12 protein-coding genes are annotated in these 16,548 nt (G+C 71.7%); 3 read left to right on the forward strand and 9 right to left on the reverse strand.

Annotated features, from left to right (window positions below; all coding sequences use genetic code 11):
* Positions 1-301: 301 nt before the first annotated feature.
* Entirely contained in the window at positions 302-871 is a 570-nt protein-coding gene (locus ACSHV8_RS04355; RefSeq protein ID WP_436529607.1) for a helix-turn-helix domain-containing protein, read from the reverse strand.
* 74 nt (positions 872-945) lie between these two features.
* On the opposite strand from ACSHV8_RS04355, the gene ACSHV8_RS04360 reads away from it, so the two are divergent.
* Both ACSHV8_RS04360 and ACSHV8_RS04365 read left to right on the forward strand, forming a co-directional pair.
* Positions 946-2,508, forward strand: a complete 1,563-nt coding sequence (locus ACSHV8_RS04360; protein ID WP_436529609.1) for an FAD-dependent oxidoreductase — start codon at positions 946-948, stop codon at positions 2,506-2,508.
* A 234-nt stretch (positions 2,509-2,742) separates the two neighbouring features.
* Positions 2,743-8,109 (forward strand): DUF3320 domain-containing protein, encoded by a 5,367-nt coding sequence (locus ACSHV8_RS04365; RefSeq protein ID WP_436529610.1) that lies wholly within the window; start codon positions 2,743-2,745, stop codon positions 8,107-8,109.
* Between the two features lie 21 nt (positions 8,110-8,130).
* Here ACSHV8_RS04365 and ACSHV8_RS04370 read toward each other — a convergent pair whose 3' ends face one another.
* The 7 genes from ACSHV8_RS04370 to ACSHV8_RS04400 all read right to left on the reverse strand — a co-directional run bounded on the left by ACSHV8_RS04370 (position 8,131) and on the right by ACSHV8_RS04400 (position 13,659).
* Entirely contained in the window at positions 8,131-9,666 is a 1,536-nt protein-coding gene (locus ACSHV8_RS04370) for an AMP-binding protein (RefSeq protein WP_436529612.1), read from the reverse strand.
* The gene (locus tag ACSHV8_RS04375) at positions 9,666-10,889 is read right to left on the reverse strand and encodes an acyl-CoA dehydrogenase family protein (protein WP_436529614.1); all 1,224 of its coding nucleotides are present in this window, start codon (positions 10,887-10,889) and stop codon (positions 9,666-9,668) included. Before ACSHV8_RS04375 ends, ACSHV8_RS04370 begins: the two co-directional genes overlap by 1 nt.
* 59 nt (positions 10,890-10,948) lie before the next feature.
* Positions 10,949-11,749 (reverse strand): hypothetical protein, encoded by an 801-nt coding sequence (locus ACSHV8_RS04380; RefSeq protein WP_436529615.1) that lies wholly within the window; start codon positions 11,747-11,749, stop codon positions 10,949-10,951.
* Positions 11,750-11,774: 25 nt separating this feature from the next.
* A complete protein-coding gene (locus tag ACSHV8_RS04385; protein WP_436529617.1) occupies positions 11,775-12,899 on the reverse strand; it encodes a hypothetical protein in 1,125 nt (374 codons plus the stop codon).
* Entirely contained in the window at positions 12,896-13,174 is a 279-nt protein-coding gene (locus tag ACSHV8_RS04390; RefSeq protein WP_436529619.1) for a hypothetical protein, read from the reverse strand. Before ACSHV8_RS04390 ends, ACSHV8_RS04385 begins: the two co-directional genes overlap by 4 nt.
* Positions 13,174-13,449: an SAV_915 family protein gene (locus tag ACSHV8_RS04395; RefSeq protein ID WP_436529620.1), complete on the reverse strand. Its 276-nt coding sequence runs from the start codon at positions 13,447-13,449 to the stop codon at positions 13,174-13,176. Before ACSHV8_RS04395 ends, ACSHV8_RS04390 begins: the two co-directional genes overlap by 1 nt.
* Before the next feature lie 69 nt (positions 13,450-13,518).
* The gene (locus tag ACSHV8_RS04400) at positions 13,519-13,659 is read right to left on the reverse strand and encodes a hypothetical protein (RefSeq protein WP_436529621.1); all 141 of its coding nucleotides are present in this window, start codon (positions 13,657-13,659) and stop codon (positions 13,519-13,521) included.
* Positions 13,660-13,804: 145 nt separating this feature from the next.
* On the opposite strand from ACSHV8_RS04400, the gene ACSHV8_RS04405 reads away from it, so the two are divergent.
* Entirely contained in the window at positions 13,805-15,169 is a 1,365-nt protein-coding gene (locus ACSHV8_RS04405; RefSeq protein ID WP_436529623.1) for an endo-1,4-beta-xylanase, read from the forward strand.
* Between the two features lie 53 nt (positions 15,170-15,222).
* Here the strand turns inward: ACSHV8_RS04405 and ACSHV8_RS04410 are convergent, their stop codons facing one another.
* Positions 15,223-16,500 (reverse strand): acetyl-CoA C-acetyltransferase, encoded by a 1,278-nt coding sequence (locus ACSHV8_RS04410; protein WP_436529625.1) that lies wholly within the window; start codon positions 16,498-16,500, stop codon positions 15,223-15,225.
* Between the last annotated feature and the right edge of the window lie 48 nt (positions 16,501-16,548).

Below are 16,548 nucleotides of genomic sequence, written 5' to 3' on the forward strand. Positions count from 1 at the left end.
GCCCGCTGCCTTGGCTCGCGCTCGCGCTGCCCGCCGTCCGGGCCTGCACAACCCGGTCCGGACTCCGAGCCGTGCCGCGCCTCGCGGGCGCCCGGCTGGTGCTCACGGTTGTCGGCGGGCCCGGGCAGCGACCGTGAGCGCCAGCTGAGGCCCGCCCGTCGAGGCCCCACACACTCAAAACCCACCGCCCAAAGGGGGGCCACCTCCACGCCGATCATTCTTGCGCGGAAGGCCAAGATCATGCTGGCGGGCTGTGGATAACCGGCCACTGTGGATAACCCGAATCGGGCCTCGACGAGCCCTACGCTTTGGGTCGGGCCCGGACGTGCACCCGCTCACCCTGCGGCCCGAACAGGCTGATGATCTCGGCCGGCTCCGGACCGGGATTCAGGATCAGATGGGGGACCCGCGTGTCGAACTCAGCCGCCTCACCCGGCGTCAGGACGATGTCGTGCTCGCCGAGCCGAAGACGGATCCGCCCGCTCAGCACGTAGAGCCATTCGTACCCCTCATGGGTTTGTTGTTCGAATCCGCAGTCCGGCGCGGTCGCCGGGATGATCTGCTTGAACGCCTGCACACCACCGGGCCGGCGGGTCAGCGGGATGTACGTGTGCCCGTTGCGTTCGATCGGTCGCTGCCGCACCCGCGGGTCGCCGGTCTCCGGCGCGTCGACCAGTTCGTCGAGCGTGACCTGGTAGGCCTCGGCGAGCGGCAGCAGCAGCTCCAGGGTCGGCTTGCGGTCGCCGGATTCGAGGCGGGAGAGCGTGCTGACCGAGATCCCGGTCGTCTCGGCGAGCTGGGTGAGCGTGATGTCGCGTTTCTGCCGCAGCTCCCGCAGTCGCGGGCCGACCGAGGCCAGGGTTTTTGCCATAACAGCAAACATACTTGCCGTTCCGGGGTCGGCCGAGCGACGGTGGCGGCGACGGCGAGGAAAGGACGAGGACCATGGAGCTTACGTACGACGTGCTGGTGATCGGTGGCGGCGCGGCCGGCCTGAGCGGGGCCGTGACCCTGGCCCGCTCCCGCCGGTCGGTCCTGGTGATCGACCGTGGTGACCCGCGCAACGCCCCGGCCGGGCACGTGCACAACCTGCTGGGGCGCGAGGGCGTCCCGCCGGCCGAGCTGTACAAGGCGGGCCGGGCCGAGCTGGGGGAGTACGGCGGTGAGGTGCTCGACGGCACCGCCGAGCGGGCCGAGCGCACGGCCGACGGTTTCGTGGTGACCCTGGCCGGCGGCGAGCGGGTTCGCGGGCGGCGGCTGCTGGTCACGACCGGCCTGGTCGACGAACTGCCGGACATCCCGGGGCTGGCCGCGCGCTGGGGCGACGACGTGGCCCACTGTCCGTACTGTCACGGCTGGGAACTGCGCGGCCGGCGGATCGGGGTGCTGGCCACGGGTGCGCTCAGCCTGCACCAGGCGCAGATGTGGCGGCAGCTCAGCGACGACGTGGTGTACCTGCTCAACGGCGGGCCGGAGCCGTCGCCCGAGCAGGCCGAGCAGCTGGCGGCCCGGAAGATCCCGCTGGTGCGGGAGCCGGTCGAGGAGGTGGTGGCCGAGGACGGGCGGATCACCGCCGTACGTCTGAAGGGTGGCCGTTCTCTCGGTCTGGAGGTGATCGTGGTCGGCCCGCGGTTCGTGGCCCGGTCGGAGTTCCTCGGGTCGCTCGGGCTCGAACCGGTCCCGATGGAGATGAACGGGCACGTCATGGGCGTGCGGATCCCGGCCGAGGAGACCGGCGCGACGTCGGTGCCCGGCGTGTGGGTGGCCGGCAACGTCACCAACCTGGGCGCGACCGTGGCGGTCGCGGCGGCGGCCGGGCAGACCGCCGGCGCGATGATCAACATGGATCTGATCGCCGAGGAGACCGGGGCCGCGGTCGCCGAGTACCGCCGGCAGCAGGAGACGTTGTTCGAGGCCGACGCCTGGGAGGAACGCTACCGGGCCAAGGACTCGATCTGGAGCGGTAAGCCCAACGTGCAGCTGGTGGCCGAGGCGGCCGGGCTGCCGGCCGGGCGGGCGCTGGACGTCGGCTGCGGCGAGGGAGCCGACGCGGTCTGGCTGGCCGAGCGCGGCTGGCGGGTCACCGGGGTGGACATCTCATCGGTGGCGCTGCTGCGGGCGGCCGGGCACGCGGCGTCCGCCGGGCTGGCCGACCGGATCACGTTCACCCAGGCCGACCTGCGGGAACAGGCGCCCGAGAGGCGGGCCTACGACCTGGTGTCGGCGCACTTCATGCACCTGCCGGCGGAACCGCGGCGGGAGTTGTACGCGCGGCTGGCGGGTGCGGTCAAGCTCGGCGGGACCCTGCTGATCGTCGGGCATCACCCGGACGACCTGGCCACCGCACCGCGGCCGATGCACTTTCCGGACATGATGTTCACCGCCGAGGAGTTGGCGGCCGAACTGGACCCGGCCGAGTGGGAGGTGACGACCACCGCCAAGCGGGCGCGCGAGGGCCACGACGGCATCATCCACGACACGGTGCTGGTGGCCCGCCGCAAGTGGTGACCCCGTGAGGGGCGCCGCCCAGGACCCGGCCCGCGCCCGGAGCGAGCCGCGACCGGCGCCGAGGTGCGGTGCAGGGTTGGTCGCGCGTGGGCGGGGCCGAACGGCGGGTGAGGGCTGGGCTGCGAGTGAGGGCTGGGCCGTAGCGGGGCCGGGCCGTAGGCGATAAGGCGCAAACGCGGGTGTCTTTCGGACGAATCGCCAGCAAGGGATCGGTTGCCTTGCTGCAATGGGCACATGCGGCCGGAAGATGCAGAAGGACAGAGCGGGCCGGGCGACGACGCTCGCGCGGCCCTCGCCGGCTGGCGTGACGGGATCGCCGACCCCAGCGCCGCCGACCGGCTCATCGACCTGCCGCGGGCCGGGGCCGACCTGGTGGAGATCACCGGGCCGGGCCCCGAGGTCGTCCTCGACCGCCTGCGTCAGGGACGTGACTGGTCCTTCGGGGGCGGCGGTGACTCGCTGCGGACCGAGCCGGCCGCCGATGCGCTGCAGACCCTGCTGCGGCACCTGCGACGGCATTCGCACCAGGAGAGCCTGGACCGCGGCGAGGACGTGCTGCACCTGGCCACCGGCCTGCTGCACTGGCAGGACGCGGCCGGGGCCGCGCACGCCAGCCCGGTGCTGCTCACCCCGGTCGACCTGGTGGCGCTCGGCCCGGGCGACGTGCCGCGGCTGCGTGCCGCCACCGGCGACCCGGTGCTCAACCCGGCCCTGGCCCGCCGCCTGCGCGAACTCGGCGTCGAGCTGACCGGCGACCTCGACGCCCTGCGCGAGCTGATCGCAGGCGACCGCCCGGCAAATGCGGGCGGCGCACATCAGCGGCCGGCAAACGCGGGCGGCGCACATCAGCGGCCGGCGAGCGAGGGCGGCGCGCATCAGAAGCCCGCGAGCGCGGGCGGCGCACATCAACGGCCGGCGAGCGAGCGGATCACCAAGGGCTGGCGGGTGGCCGACACGGTGGTGCTGGCCACCTTCGACCTGGCCGCGGAGGCGATCCGGCAGGATCTGGCCGAGCATGAGGCGGAGATCCTGGAGCATCCGGTGGTGCGGGCGCTGGCCGCCGAGGACGGGAACTTCGGGTTCGAGCCGGGTGGCATCGACGACGACGTGCCGCTGCTGCTGGACGCGGACGCCGACCAGCGGGTGTGTGTCACCGCCGCGCTGGCCGGGCACAGTTTTGTGATCGACGGGCCGCCCGGGACCGGGAAGTCGCAGACCGTGGCCAACATGATCGGGGCGCTGACCCACGCCGGGAAGCGGGTGCTGTTCGTCTCCGAGACGGCGTCCGCGCTCGACGTGGTGCAGCACCGGCTGGCCGCCGCCGGGCTCGGGAACTACCTGCTCGACCTGCACGGGCGGCGGGCCGGTCGGCGTCAGGTGGCGTCGGCGCTGGCCGCGGCCCTGGAGGCGGTTCCGCTGCCGTCGCCCGGGATGGACGAACTGGACCGGGAGACGCTGCGGGAACGCCGGGAGCGGCTCACCTCGTACGCGCAGGCCTTGAACGAAATCAGGGAACCTCTGGGGCAGAGCCTCCATACGATCCTGGGTCGCCATGCTCTTCTCGACGGTGTGCCGGAGAGCCCGGCGGCGGCGCCGGCGGCGCTCGGCCTGACCGAGAATGCGCTGGAACGGATCCGGGACGCGGCCGAGCGGCTGCGGAACGCCTGGCGGCCGGCGACCGAGCGCAGCGGTTTCCGCTGGCGCGAGGTGATGGAGAGAGGTCCGCTGGACGCCGCGCTGGAGGAGGCGCAGCTCGCGCTGGACGTGCTGACCGAGGCGACCGACGCGTTCGGGCCGCTCGCGACCGCGTTCCACGTGCGGCTGCCGGTCGACGCGGCCGACCTGTCGGAGCTGGCCAAGCATGCCGCGACCCGCCCCGAGGCGGCCGCCGACCACTGGCTGACCGTGGCCACGCTGCGTCCGATCCGGGAGGCCGCGGAGACCCTGACCCGGCTGATCGACGACGTCCGGCAGGCCGAGGAGCAGGCCCGGTCCCGCACCGGGCTGAGCGCCGCCGAACTCGCCCAGCAGCAGGTCGCCGCGCTGCCCGAGCAGCCCGAGCTGGATCCGCCCGCGGTGGCGCTGGCCCCGCTGACCGCGGCCGCGGCCAAGGCCACGGCCGGGCGGTTCGCCGCCGACGCGGACGACCTGGAGCATCAGCAGAAGGCGCTGGACCGGATCACCGGCCGGCTCGGCCTGCCCGACGTGGTCACGTTCTCCGACGTCGAGTTGGTCACCGTGGTCGCCGAGCTGGGCGCCCGGGCCGACAAGCCGGAGGCGGCCTGGTTCGGGCCGGGGGCGCAGGCCAACGTGCACGCGGCGGCGGGCGCGCTGCGGCGGCACGTCGAGGCGGTCGCCGCGGCCCGGGCGCAGGCCCGCGAGTACTTCACCGAGGCCGTCCTGCACGAGCCGGTCGAGGATCTGGCCGAGCGGTTCGCAACCGTGCACCGGGGTGTGCGGAAACTGCTGGCCGGGCACCGCTGGGACAAGGAGACCGTAGTCGCGCTGGCCGAGCCGGGGGTCAGCGCCGACGAGGCGGTCGCCCACCTGCCGCTCGCGGTCGCCTGGCGGCGGGCCAACGAGGGACTGACCGCGGCCGAACGGCAGAACGCGCCGCTGCTCGGCCGCTACTGGCGGCGGCTGGACACCGACTTCCTGGCGATCGGCCGGGCGCTGGAGACGGTCGGCGAGGTGCTGCGGGTGACACCGCCCGAGGCACTCGCCGCGGTGATCGACTACGTCTGCAACCGCAGCGACACCGAGCTGTCGCGGGTGGTCGGCGAGGCCCGGGACGTGTTCCGGCACTGGCGGTCCTCGCTGCGGCCGGTGCCCGAGGCGGCGGCCCGGCCCGAGCTCGCGCACGGTCCGGTCACGGCCGCCGTCGAGTGGCTGCGGGCCCAGGTCGGACCGCTGCGGGCGGTGGCCGAGACGGTCGGTCAGCTCACCACGGTCGCGGGCCGCGAACTGGACCTGGCCACGGCGGCCGAGATCGCCGCGGCCCGGAAACGGGTGGTGGACACCGCGCGGGCGCTGGACGAGGCGTCGCCCGGACTGCAGGCGGCGCTCGGGGAGATGTTCCGCGGTCGCGACACCGACCTGCGGGCGATCGACCGGGCCCTGGACTGGGTGGCGCAGGCCCGCGCGCTGCGGACCGGCACCGACGCGGCCCTCACGGCCGACCAGGCGGCGGCGCTGCGCTGCACCCGCAACCCCGACCTGTCGGACTTCATCGAGCTGTGGCAGGAGGCCCGCCGGCGGATCATCGACGCGTTCGGGCCGGCCCGGCAGGTCCGGCTCGGCACCAGCCTGGACCGCTACGAGACCGCCCGTGACCTGCTGCGCGACCTGCGCGACGACGACACCGGCCAGCGTGAGTGGTTCGAGTACCTGGCCGCGCGTGAGGTGCTGGCCGAGCACGGCCTGGACACGGTCATCGACTACTGCGCCGACCACGGCATCCCGGCCGGCCGGCTCGGTGCGGTGATCGAGCGGACCGTGTACCGGGCCTGGGCCGACGCGGTCATCGCGGGCGACGAACGCCTGGAACCGCCGGCCGCGATCGAACGCAACGAGATGGTCGAGGAGTTCCGCCGGCTCGACGCCGACCTGGCCCAGGACGCGGCCGGCACCATCATCGAGGCCCTCAACGCGCGCCGCCCCGCGGTCACCGCCGACGGTGCGCCCGCGCTCATCCGCGCCGAGGGGTTGCGCCAGGACGGCCATCTTCCGGTCAAAGACCTTCTTGAGCGTACGTGGGAGGCCACCGCCGCTCTCAAACCGTGCTTCGTGATGCCGCCCGCCGCGGTCAGCCGCTACCTGCCGGCCGGCCGCCGGTTCGACGTCGTGATCATCGACGAGGCGTCCCGGATGACCCCGGCCGCGGCGGTCGCCTGCGCCTACCGCGGCGAGTCGCTGATCGTCATCGGCGACGACGCGCAGCTGGCCCCGGCCAACGGGCGCGAGTCGGTGCTGGTGGCCGCCAACGACTCGGCCGCGTTCACCCGGCTCGCCCTGACCCGGCACTACCGCAGCCGGCACGAGTCGCTCATCGGCTTCGCCAACCACACCTTCTACCAGGACCGGCTGGTCACGTTCCCGAGCGCGCACCCGGCCGGCCCCGACCTCGGCCTGGAACTGCTGCCGGCGGTCGACGCGCCGGTGGAGGCGGCCCTGGTCGCCGAGCGGGTCGCGCATCACTTCAGCACCCGGCCGACGTTGTCCCTGGGCGTGGTCACGCTGACCACGGGCCAGGCCGACGCGGTCGCCGACGCCGTCGAGACGGTGCTCGGCGCCCGGCCCGACCTGGAACGTTTCCTCGGCGACGACCCGCTGACCGGGTTCTTCGTCAAGCCCGCGGACGCCGTCCAGGGCGACGAGCGCGACGTGATCATCCTGTCCACCGGGCCGGACCTGGCCGCGGCCGGCGGTCCGGCCGGCGCCCGCCGCCTCGACGTGGCGATCACCCGGGCCCGCCAGCGGGTGGAGGTCGTCACCGCGATCGCCGAGGCGCGACGCGAGGAACCGGCCGACGAGGGCGAACGCCGCCTCGCCGCCTACCTGGACCTGGCCGGCGCCCCGCAGGACCCGGCCGAGCTGTCCCCGCTGGCCGCCTCGGTCGCCGCCGTCGCCGAGAAGTGGGGCTACACGGTCACGCGCCAGGTCGGCACGGGGCGATGCCGCATCGAGATCGGTGTCCGGCACGCCGGCGTCGACGCGTACGCGCTCGGGGTGCAGTGCGACGGCCCCGGCTACGCCGCGCTCGCGACCGCGCGTGACCGCGACCGGCTGCAGGAGCAGGTGCTGCACGGACTCGGCTGGCACCTGCACCGCGTCTGGAGCGTCGCCTGGTTCCGCGACCGCGCCGAGGAGGAGGGCCGGCTGCGGGCCGCCGTCGAGAACGCCCTCGCGGTCCCCGACGTGTTCGCCGAACCCGACCTCGACCTGGTCACCCGGCCCGCGCAGCCACCCGAGTGGGCGCTGCCCTACCGGCACGCGACGCTGGAGCCGCTGCCACCGGCCGCGCGGGTCAACGACGCCGTGGTGCGGGCGTTGCTCGTCCGTACCGTCGAACGAATCGCCGAGGTGGAAGGGCCCGTCCACATCGCCGTGCTGGTCCGCGGGATCCGCGAGGCGTGGGGCATCAGCCGCGTCACGCAGGCGGTCCGGCAGGCCATCGAATCGGCCGTCCAAGAATCAACGGCTTCCTTCGACGGTACGTTCGTGACGGCGGCCGACGCACCGATCCCGGCCGTGCGCGTGCCCGGCGACGGCGTGGCCCGCAAACCGGAACAGGTCGCCGAGTCCGAGCTGCAGCTGGCCCTGGAATACCTGGTGCTCGACGCCGGGCTGGTCGAGAGCGACGACCTGATCGCGGCGGCGGCGCGACTGTTCGGGTGGAGCTCGAACAAGGCCGGGTCCGCACGGCTCGCCGCGATGCTCGACGACCTGGTGGCCGGCGGGCGGCTCATCGCCCACCGCAACGGGCTGATCGCCGCCCCGGAGAACGACCTGCTCGACCTGCCCGACCCGGCCACCCTGCCCCGCCGCGAGGACACCACCCCGGTCGGCCTGGACACCCCGGAGGACGCGGCCCGCCGCTGACCCGCCCGGATCCGGGAGCGGTCAGCGGGGCAGGTCGCGGGTGACGACCTTGCCGGTGGCGTTGCGGGGCAGCGCGTCCAGGAAGATCACGTCGCGAGGGACGCTGAAACGGGCCCGGTGGTGGCGCACGTGCTCACGCACGGCCTCCGGGTCCAGGGTCTCCTCGTCGCGCAGGACCAGGTAGGCGGCGAGGCGCTGCCCGTACTCCTGGTCGGGGACGCCGATCACCGCGCACTCGCGCACCTGGGGGAGGTCGGCCAGCAGGCCCTCGACCTCGGCCGGGTACACGTTCTCACCGCCCGAGACGATCATGTCGTCCTCGCGGCCGTCCACGTAGACCCGGCCGGCGGCGTCGACGTGCCCGAGGTCGCCGGTGGCCAGAAGACCCTCGTGCATGGTTTTCGAGGCGCCGTTCGTGTAACCCTCGAAAAGCATCTCGTTGCCGACGAAAAGGCGCCCGACCGCACCGGCGGGAACCGGTTTCCCGTCGTCGCCGAGCACCGCCACCCGCGTACCGTAAGGCGGTTTTCCGGCGGTGTTCGGCGCGTGACGCAGATCGGCCGGAGTGGCGATGGACGCCCACGACGCCTCGGTCGAACCGTAGAGGTTGTAGAGAACGTCGCCGTAACGGTCCATGAAACGCGTGGCCAGGCCGCCCGGCAGTGCCGAACCGCTGACCGCGACCACCCGCAACGCCGGTTTCCGGTCCGGGTCGGGCAATTCCATGAACTGCTGGACCATGACCGGGACGGCGATCATCGCGGTGCAGGAATGGCGCACCAGATCGTCCAGAACGGCGGCCGGTTCGAACCTGCGGCGCAGAACGATCGTGGCGCGCAGGGCGAGAGCGATCTGCAGCCCGGCGAAACCCCACGTGTGGAACAGCGGGGCGGCGATCAGGACGCGTTCCCGGGCGCGCAGCGGAATGCGATCGATCACCGAGCAGAGCGGGCGGAATCCACCGGGCGTCGGGCGTCGGGCGCCTTTCGGGACGCCGGTGGTCCCGGACGTGAGCACAATGGTGCGGCCCGGCCGTTCCGGCGGTGCCGAACGCGCCACCGGCGCGCCCGCGATCAATTCCTCGAAACGGGCCTCGTCGATCTTCTCGACGCCCTCGACCAGGGCGACCCGCCCGGCGAACTCGTCGTCGAAGAGCAGCGCCCGCAAGCCCTGATCCGCGGCCGCGGTCGCCAGCTGGTTCGGCGAGAGACCGGTGTTCATCAGGACCGGATCGGCGCCGAGCGTGGTCACCCCGATCAGCGCCTCGATCATCCGGGCCGAGTTCCGGCACAGAAGACCGACCCGTTCCCCCGGCTTCACCGGAAGGCCACGGGCCAGCCTCTCGGCCCGGGCCAACAATTGCGCGTACGTGATCTGCCGCTGATCGTCGACGACCGCGATCTGCCGCGGACTGCGGGCGGCGGCCTGCCGCAATTCGCCGGCCAGCCCGAAACCCCACCGGCCGAGCGCGGCGAACTGCTGAACGATCCGGACCGGACTACCGGGGTTCAGCAGTCCGCGCCGCAGCATCGTGCCGCCGACGAAAACGGCGTCCATCAGCGGATCTGCATGCCGGAGATGGCGCGGGAGATGACCAGTCGCTGAATCTCCGAGGTGCCCTCGAAAATGGTGTAGATCTTGGCGTCCCGGAACATCCGCTCGACCGGGTGCTCGCGCAGATAACCGGCGCCGCCGAGAATCTGCACCGCTTTCTCGGTGACCGCGACCGCGACCTCGCCCGCCTTCAGTTTCGACATCGAACCCTCACCGGCGGTGAACGGCTTGTCGTTACGGCCCATCCACGCGGCCCGCCAGACGAGCAGCCGGGCGGCGTCGATCTCCATCCGCATGTCCGCGAGGGCGAACGCGATCGCCTGGTTCTCGATGATCGGACGGCCGAACGCGACCCGGTTCTTCGCGTATTCGAGCGCGTACTCATAGGCGGCGCGAGCGATGCCGATGGCCTGCGCACCGACCGCCGGGCGCGACAGTTCGAACGTACGCATAGCGGCATTCTTGTTCTTGGGAGCGGCGTTGCGAGCGCGGTCCAACCGCTCGTCGAGGGCGTCCTTGCCGCCGAGCAGGCAACTTCCCGGGATACGGACGTCGTCGAGGAAGACGTCGGCGGTGTGCGAGGCGCGCAGGCCCAGCTTCTTCAACTTCTTGGTGCCGGCCAGGCCCTTCGTGCCCGGCGGGACGACGAACGCGGCCTGGCCGCGCGAGCCCAGCGCCGGATCCACACTGGCGGTGACGACGTGGACGTCGGCGATGCCGCCGTTCGTCGCATACGCCTTCTGGCCGGTGAGCACCCACTCGTCGGTGGCCTCGTGGTAGACGGCGCGGGACTTCATGGCCGAGACGTCCGAACCGGCCTCCGGCTCGGTCGAGCAGAACGCGGCCACCTTCGGATCGTCGGCGTCCCCGAAACACTGCGGCACCCACTCGACCAGCTGCTCCGGCGTGCCCGACCCGTAGATCGCGGCCACCGCCAGCGACGTGCCCGAGATGGCCATGCCGATGCCGCCGTCACCCCAGAAGAGCTCCTCGTTGGCGATCGGCAGGGAGAGCCCGGTGTTGTCGGACCAGGTGTTGATCAGGAACTCGAAGCCGTAGAGCCCGATCTTGGCGGCCTCCTGCAGCACCGGCCAGGGCGTTTCCTCACGCTCGTCCCACTCGGCGGCGGCCGGGCGGATGACCTGCTCGGCGAAGCCGTGCACCCAGTCGCGCAGGTCCGATTGTTCCTCGTTGAGATCGAGCCAGAACTCCACAGCGGTGCCCATTCTCTTCCGGTGTGACGCTTACTTAACTCGCCAGTAACTCTATGGGCGCGTAACCCGCATCACAACCCCCCGGGGTTTTCCACTGCGGTGTCGAGGTGGAGCCGCTCGCCCGGATGTTCCAAGTAGTGCTTGAGTGCCTGATACGCCGGCAGTGCGTCGGGCCGGAGCCACTGCGCGCGAATGATCATGAGGGGGAGACCTTCGGCTTTGGGGCCGAGCGGGCCGCCATGCCGGCGTATCCGGGTTGCGCCGGCCGGGCCGGCCACAACCGCGATCCAGGGCGATGGTCCGGGTACGGGCCGAACCCCGCTGATCGCCTCCCACGGCACGAAGTGCTCGACATACAGCGACCGGTGGTAGACCCCGGTGGACGTCAGCACGACCGTGCCCGGCGCCAGACGCAGCATGACGATGAGGAGCCAGGCGAGATAGATCCCCGGGGCGGCGAAGAGCGCGGCCACCGCCCAGCCGGACGAGGTGCCGCCGAGGGCGGACGCGGACGCGGCGCCCGCGAGCCCGAGAACGGTCAGGGCGAGCGTGACCGCCAGGCAGTAGTACAACCATCGGGAGTAGGTGAAGGCCAGACCTCGTTCGCCCCGGTCGTTGACGCCCTCCACGGAGGGCCGGGCTGACGGTTCCGGCCGGCGCATGGTCATGATGCCCGGGACGGCGAGGTGAGCGAGGAGCAGGGCGCCACCTCCGAAGGCCACCGCTTCGGTGACCCCACCGTCGAGGGCGCTGCCCACCGCGAGGAATGCCGCGGTGAGTCCGAGGAGGACACACCCGGCGAGCGAGAGAATCCGGCCGACGCTCCGTCGCGCCCGAGGCCACCCGTCCGGCGGATCTTGAATCGGCAACATGTCGCATTCGCCTCTGCTGTGTCGACTAGAAGATAGAGTCCCAGACTTTCCTGGCGCTGTGCGCGACGGCGCCGCCCGCATCGGTGAGGCCATGCCCGACGGCCGCGAAACCGTCCTCGATCGCGTCCTTCGTGCCCTGCGAAAGATCGTCGTAGACAGCGTCGGCGGCCCCACTGGCCAGCATTCCCCCGACGACCCCAATGGCGGCGCCGGCCACCGTTCCGACGCCGGGGAAGACCGAACCCAGTGCCGCGCCCGCGGCCGCGGCTCCCAGCAGGCCGCTCGTACCGCTGATGATCGCCTTGCCGACCGGCTTACCGGTCTTGATGTCGTAGCCGACGTCGACCGCGGTGACGGCCAGTCCGATGAGCGGCAGTCGGGCTTCGACCTTGCTGCCCGCCCTCAGCGCGGACCGCTGCCACGTGTCCGACTCCAGGTACCTGGTCCAGGAGAGAGCATTCAGCGCCTTCGCCTCGGCACTACCACCCGGCGCCTTCAGGTATCGCGCGGCGGCCGTCCGGGATTCCTCCATCATCGCGGCACCCTGCGCCTTCAGGACGCTGACGTGCTTCTGCGCGAGTGCGCCGACGATCCCGTCGTTGACGAAGCCGGCGGCCACGAGCACGGGCTTCGACCGGAGGTCCCCGAGTACGTTCGTCAGCGTGGCCCTGGCCAGGTCAAGGCCGTTCCGGGCCCAGGCGGCCTGCTCCTCGGCCTGTGCGTAGGTCGTTAGCCTCGCCTGATGATCCTCGGTGCCGGTGGACTCCGCTTCCGCCGGCGCTTCGGCCCGGGCGGGGCCGGGGTCGAGGATCGTGTCGCCGTCGAGGTGCAGGCCGCCGTCACGCGCGATCTCCCGGGCCTGCTCCATACCGCTCCGCGCGGTGACCAGCCCATCCGCGTATGCGTGAAAGGCTGTTGCCACTCGATCGACGTCACCGCGGAGCGCGTCGGCGTCGCGCCCGCCGGTGTCCATGCGGTCGCGGAAGACCGGGCCGGCGTCGCCCCGCCAGCCTGATTCCGCTTCGTCGCGGGCCGCGAACAGACCGGTGACCGCGTTGTCGACCGCGGTCGACAACTGGCGGCCGAGCCAGTCGGCCGACGCCCGGATGCTGACGGGATCGCCCTCGACGCGGGTGTCGATCGGCATCATGGCCCCCAGAACGACTGTGCTGCGGCCTCGTCCTGGTTCTCGAACTTGCGCCGGGCCTCGGAGGCTTCCTCTCCGGCGACTTTCATGCCGAGCACGAGGTTTCCGGCGCCCTCCGTCAGATGAGCGAGAGCCGCGGCCATGAGACCGGAGACCTCGCCGGCGTCCGGTGGACCGGGCGACGCCTTGCCCACGGCGTCCAGGGCGTCGGCCACCCTGCTCAGCTGCCCGGCGATCTGCTCCAGAGTGGGCAGGTCGACCGAGGTCACCTCGGCCATCAGCGCTCCTCCTCGGTCCGGCGCAACTCCTCGGGGATGTCGACGTCGAGCAGGACGAGTGCGAAACCGGTGGCCGAGCGGACCCGATCCAGGTCGGAGGTGAGCAGGACCGTCCAGGGCTGGGCGGCTCCGCAATGCTCGATCAGCCGGTCCATCGCCGAGTAGACGAGCAGCGCGAGCAGTCCGTCGCCGGTCGCCCGCAGGTCGATCGTCAGTTCGTCCGTGTCCTGCGCCGGCGCGCAGGGCACATACACCACGGGTGGGAACATCGGCATCTCGAACCTCCCTGCTGCTCGTATCCCCGTTCGTGGATACGCCGGCAGGCCCGGTTCGGTTCGGCCCGGTCAGCCGTGGCCGAGCCGGGAACTCGGCCTGTTCCGGTCGGCCGGCGGCGGCCCGCCGGTCCACCCGATGCGCATGCCGACCACCTTGAGCCGCTGCGCAGCCTTGCTCGATCCCGTCGAGAGCTGTTCGTTCGTCCTCAACCGAGAAATAATCTTCCGAAAGTTTCGGAGGCTGCCAACTGCGGATTTGCCGGCTGAACCGGTTGAGGTTTCCGATACATGTCGGTAACGTTTCGAGCGGCTTCGATAAGGGTCGATGCCTCCAGATCCCCGACTGGAGCTTCCGATGAGACGAAAGCACGCCATCCTCACCGTCCTGACGACCGGCGCTCTCGCCGCGGCGGCCGTCCTCACCGTCACGCCCAGCGCGAATGCGGCGACCACGCTGGGCTCGGCCGCCTCGGCCAAGGGCAAGTATTTCGGCACGGCCGCCGCGGCCTACAAGTTCAGCGATTCGGTCTACACCGGGATCCTGGACCGCGAGTTCACCATGGTCACGCCCGAGAACGAGATGAAGTGGGACGCGACCGAGCCGTCGCAGAACTCGTTCAGCTACTCCAGCGCCGACACCATCGTGAACCGGGCCAAGGCCAACGGGCAGCGGGTCCGCGGGCACGCCCTGGCCTGGCACTCGCAGCAGCCGGGCTGGGTGTCGTCGCTCTCCGGCACCGCACTGCGCAACGCGATGATCAACCACATCACCAACGTCGCCACCCACTACAAGGGTCAGTTGTACGCCTGGGACGTGGTCAACGAGGCCTTCTCCGACAACGGGGACGGCTCCCGCCGCAGCTCCAACCTGCAGAACACCGGCAACGACTGGATCGAGGTCGCGTTCAAGACGGCGCGGGCGGCCGACTCCACGGCCAAGCTCTGCTACAACGACTACAACACCGACGGGGTCAACGCGAAGAGCACGGCCGTCTACAACATGGTCAAGGACTTCCTGGCCCGGGGCGTGCCGATCGACTGCGTGGGTTTCCAGTCGCACATCAACTCGGCGTCGCCGCTGCCCAGCGACTACCAGGCGAACCTGCAGCGCTTCGCCGACCTGGGCGTCGAGGTGCAGATCACCGAGCTGGACATCGCCGGGTCGGGCAGCGCGCAGGCCACCACGTACGCGAATGTGGTCAAGGCTTGTCTCGCGGTCACCAAGTGTGCCGGGATCACGGTGTGGGGGATCCGCGACTCGGACTCGTGGCGGTCCGGTGACACCCCGCTGCTCTTCGACAACAGCGGGAACCCGAAGGCCGCCTACAACTCGGTGATCTCCGCGTTCGGCGCGACCACGAGCAGCCCGTCGGCGAGCGTCAGCCCGTCGGTCAGCGTCAGCCCGTCGACCAGCACCTCACCGGGCACCGGCGGCGCCTGCACGGCGACCTTCAGCAACAACGCCTGGACCGGCGGCTTCGTCACCACGGTCACGGTCAAGGCCGGATCCAGCGTGTTGAACGGCTGGCGGGTCGGCATCACGCTGCCCTCCGGCGCCGCGATCACCAACTCGTGGAGCACCACGGCGAGCGGGTCCAGCGGCGCGGTGACGTTCAGCAACGTCAACTACAACGGGAGTGTCGCGGCCGGCGCCAGCACCAGCTTCGGCTTCCAAGGCACAGGATCAGCCCCTTCCGGTACGGCGTCCTGCAGCGCCTGACCGTCGTCCAGCGCCTGGCCGGATGCTCCCGGTCCGGCCAGGCGCGCGCCGGGTCAGCGTTCCAGGATCGCCACCACGCCCTGACCGCCCGCGGCGCAGATCGAGATCAGCCCGCGGCCCGAACCCCTGGTCGCCAGCAGCTTGGCCAGGGTCGCGACGATCCGGCCGCCGGTCGCCGCGAACGGGTGCCCGGCGGCCAGGGACGAGCCGTTGACGTTCAGCCTGCTCCGGTCGATCGAGCCCAGCGGCGCGTCCAGACCCAGCTTCTCCTTGCAGAACTGCGGCGACTCCCACGCGGCCAGCGTGGACAACACCTGCGAGGCGAACGCCTCGTGGATCTCGTAGTAGTCGAAATCCTGCAGCGTGAGCCCGTTGCGGGCGAGCATCCGGGGCACCGCGTAGGCCGGCGCCATCAGCAGACCCTCGTCACCGTGCACGTAGTCCACGGCCGCCGCCTCGGAGTCGGCGAACCAGGCCAGCACCGGCAGCGAGTGCGCCGCCGCCCACTCCTCGGAGGCCAGCAGCACCGTCGACGCGCCGTCGGTCAGCGGCGTCGAGTTGCCCGCCGTCATCGTCGCGTTCTCCTTGCCGTACACCGGCTTGAGCTTGGCCAGCTTCTCCAGGGAGCTGTCGGCCCGCAGGTTCTGATCACGGGTCAGTCCCAGATAGGGCGTCAGAAGATCATCGAAAAAGCCGCTCTCGTACGCCGCGGCCAGGTGCTGATGCGAGGCCAGCGCCAATTCGTCCTGCGCCTCGCGGCTCACGTTCCAGGTCACGGCGGTGAGCGCGGCGTGCTCGCCCATCGACAGCCCGGTGCGCGGCTCGGCGTTGCGCGGGATCTCCGGCTTGAGCGCCTGCTGCGGGCGCAGCTTGGCCACCGCCTTGAGCCGCTGCCCGAGGGTCCGGGCCCGGTTCAGCTCCAGCAGCGCCTGGCGCATGTCCTCGTTGACCTGCAGCGGCGCGTCCGAAGTGGTGTCCACGCCGCCGGCCACACCCACGTCGATCTGACCGAGCGCGATCTTGTTGGCGACCAGGATCGCCGCTTCCAGGCCGGTGCCGCAGGCCTGCTGGATGTCGTACGCCGGCGTCCGCGGGTCGAGGCGCGAACCCAGCACCACCTCGCGGGTCAGGTTGAAGTCCCGCGAGTGCTTGAGGACGGCGCCGGCCACGACCTCGCCGAGACGCTCGCCGGCCAGCCCGAACCGGGCGATCAACCCGTCCAGCGCGGCGGTCAGCATGTCCTGGTTCGAGGCGGCGGCATATTTACTGTTGGACCGGGCGAACGGGATACGGTTACCGCCCAGGACGGCGACGCGGCGCACGGTCGGCACAGCGATCCTCCACACATTGACGTCTGATTTTGTCTACAACCCTGAAGC

Source organism: Actinoplanes sp. HUAS TT8 (assembly GCF_051380535.1).
GTDB lineage: Bacteria > Actinomycetota > Actinomycetes > Mycobacteriales > Micromonosporaceae > Actinoplanes.

What these genes read in the sequence shown, in the direction of transcription:
- ACSHV8_RS04385 (WP_436529617.1), bottom strand. Translation starts at nt 12,899, where the DNA reads ATGATGCCGATCGACACCCGCGTCGAGGGCGATCCCGTCAGCATCCGG.
- ACSHV8_RS04370 (WP_436529612.1), bottom strand. Translation starts at nt 9,666, where the DNA reads ATGGACGCCGTTTTCGTCGGCGGCACGATGCTGCGGCGCGGACTGCTG.
- ACSHV8_RS04355 (WP_436529607.1), bottom strand. Translation starts at nt 871, where the DNA reads ATGGCAAAAACCCTGGCCTCGGTCGGCCCGCGACTGCGGGAGCTGCGG.
- ACSHV8_RS04390 (WP_436529619.1), bottom strand. Translation starts at nt 13,174, where the DNA reads ATGGCCGAGGTGACCTCGGTCGACCTGCCCACTCTGGAGCAGATCGCC.
- ACSHV8_RS04405 (WP_436529623.1), top strand. Translation starts at nt 13,805, where the DNA reads ATGAGACGAAAGCACGCCATCCTCACCGTCCTGACGACCGGCGCTCTC.
- ACSHV8_RS04365 (WP_436529610.1), top strand. Translation starts at nt 2,743, where the DNA reads ATGCGGCCGGAAGATGCAGAAGGACAGAGCGGGCCGGGCGACGACGCT.
- ACSHV8_RS04395 (WP_436529620.1), bottom strand. Translation starts at nt 13,449, where the DNA reads ATGCCGATGTTCCCACCCGTGGTGTATGTGCCCTGCGCGCCGGCGCAG.
- ACSHV8_RS04375 (WP_436529614.1), bottom strand. Translation starts at nt 10,889, where the DNA reads ATGGGCACCGCTGTGGAGTTCTGGCTCGATCTCAACGAGGAACAATCG.
- ACSHV8_RS04360 (WP_436529609.1), top strand. Translation starts at nt 946, where the DNA reads ATGGAGCTTACGTACGACGTGCTGGTGATCGGTGGCGGCGCGGCCGGC.
- ACSHV8_RS04380 (WP_436529615.1), bottom strand. Translation starts at nt 11,749, where the DNA reads ATGTTGCCGATTCAAGATCCGCCGGACGGGTGGCCTCGGGCGCGACGG.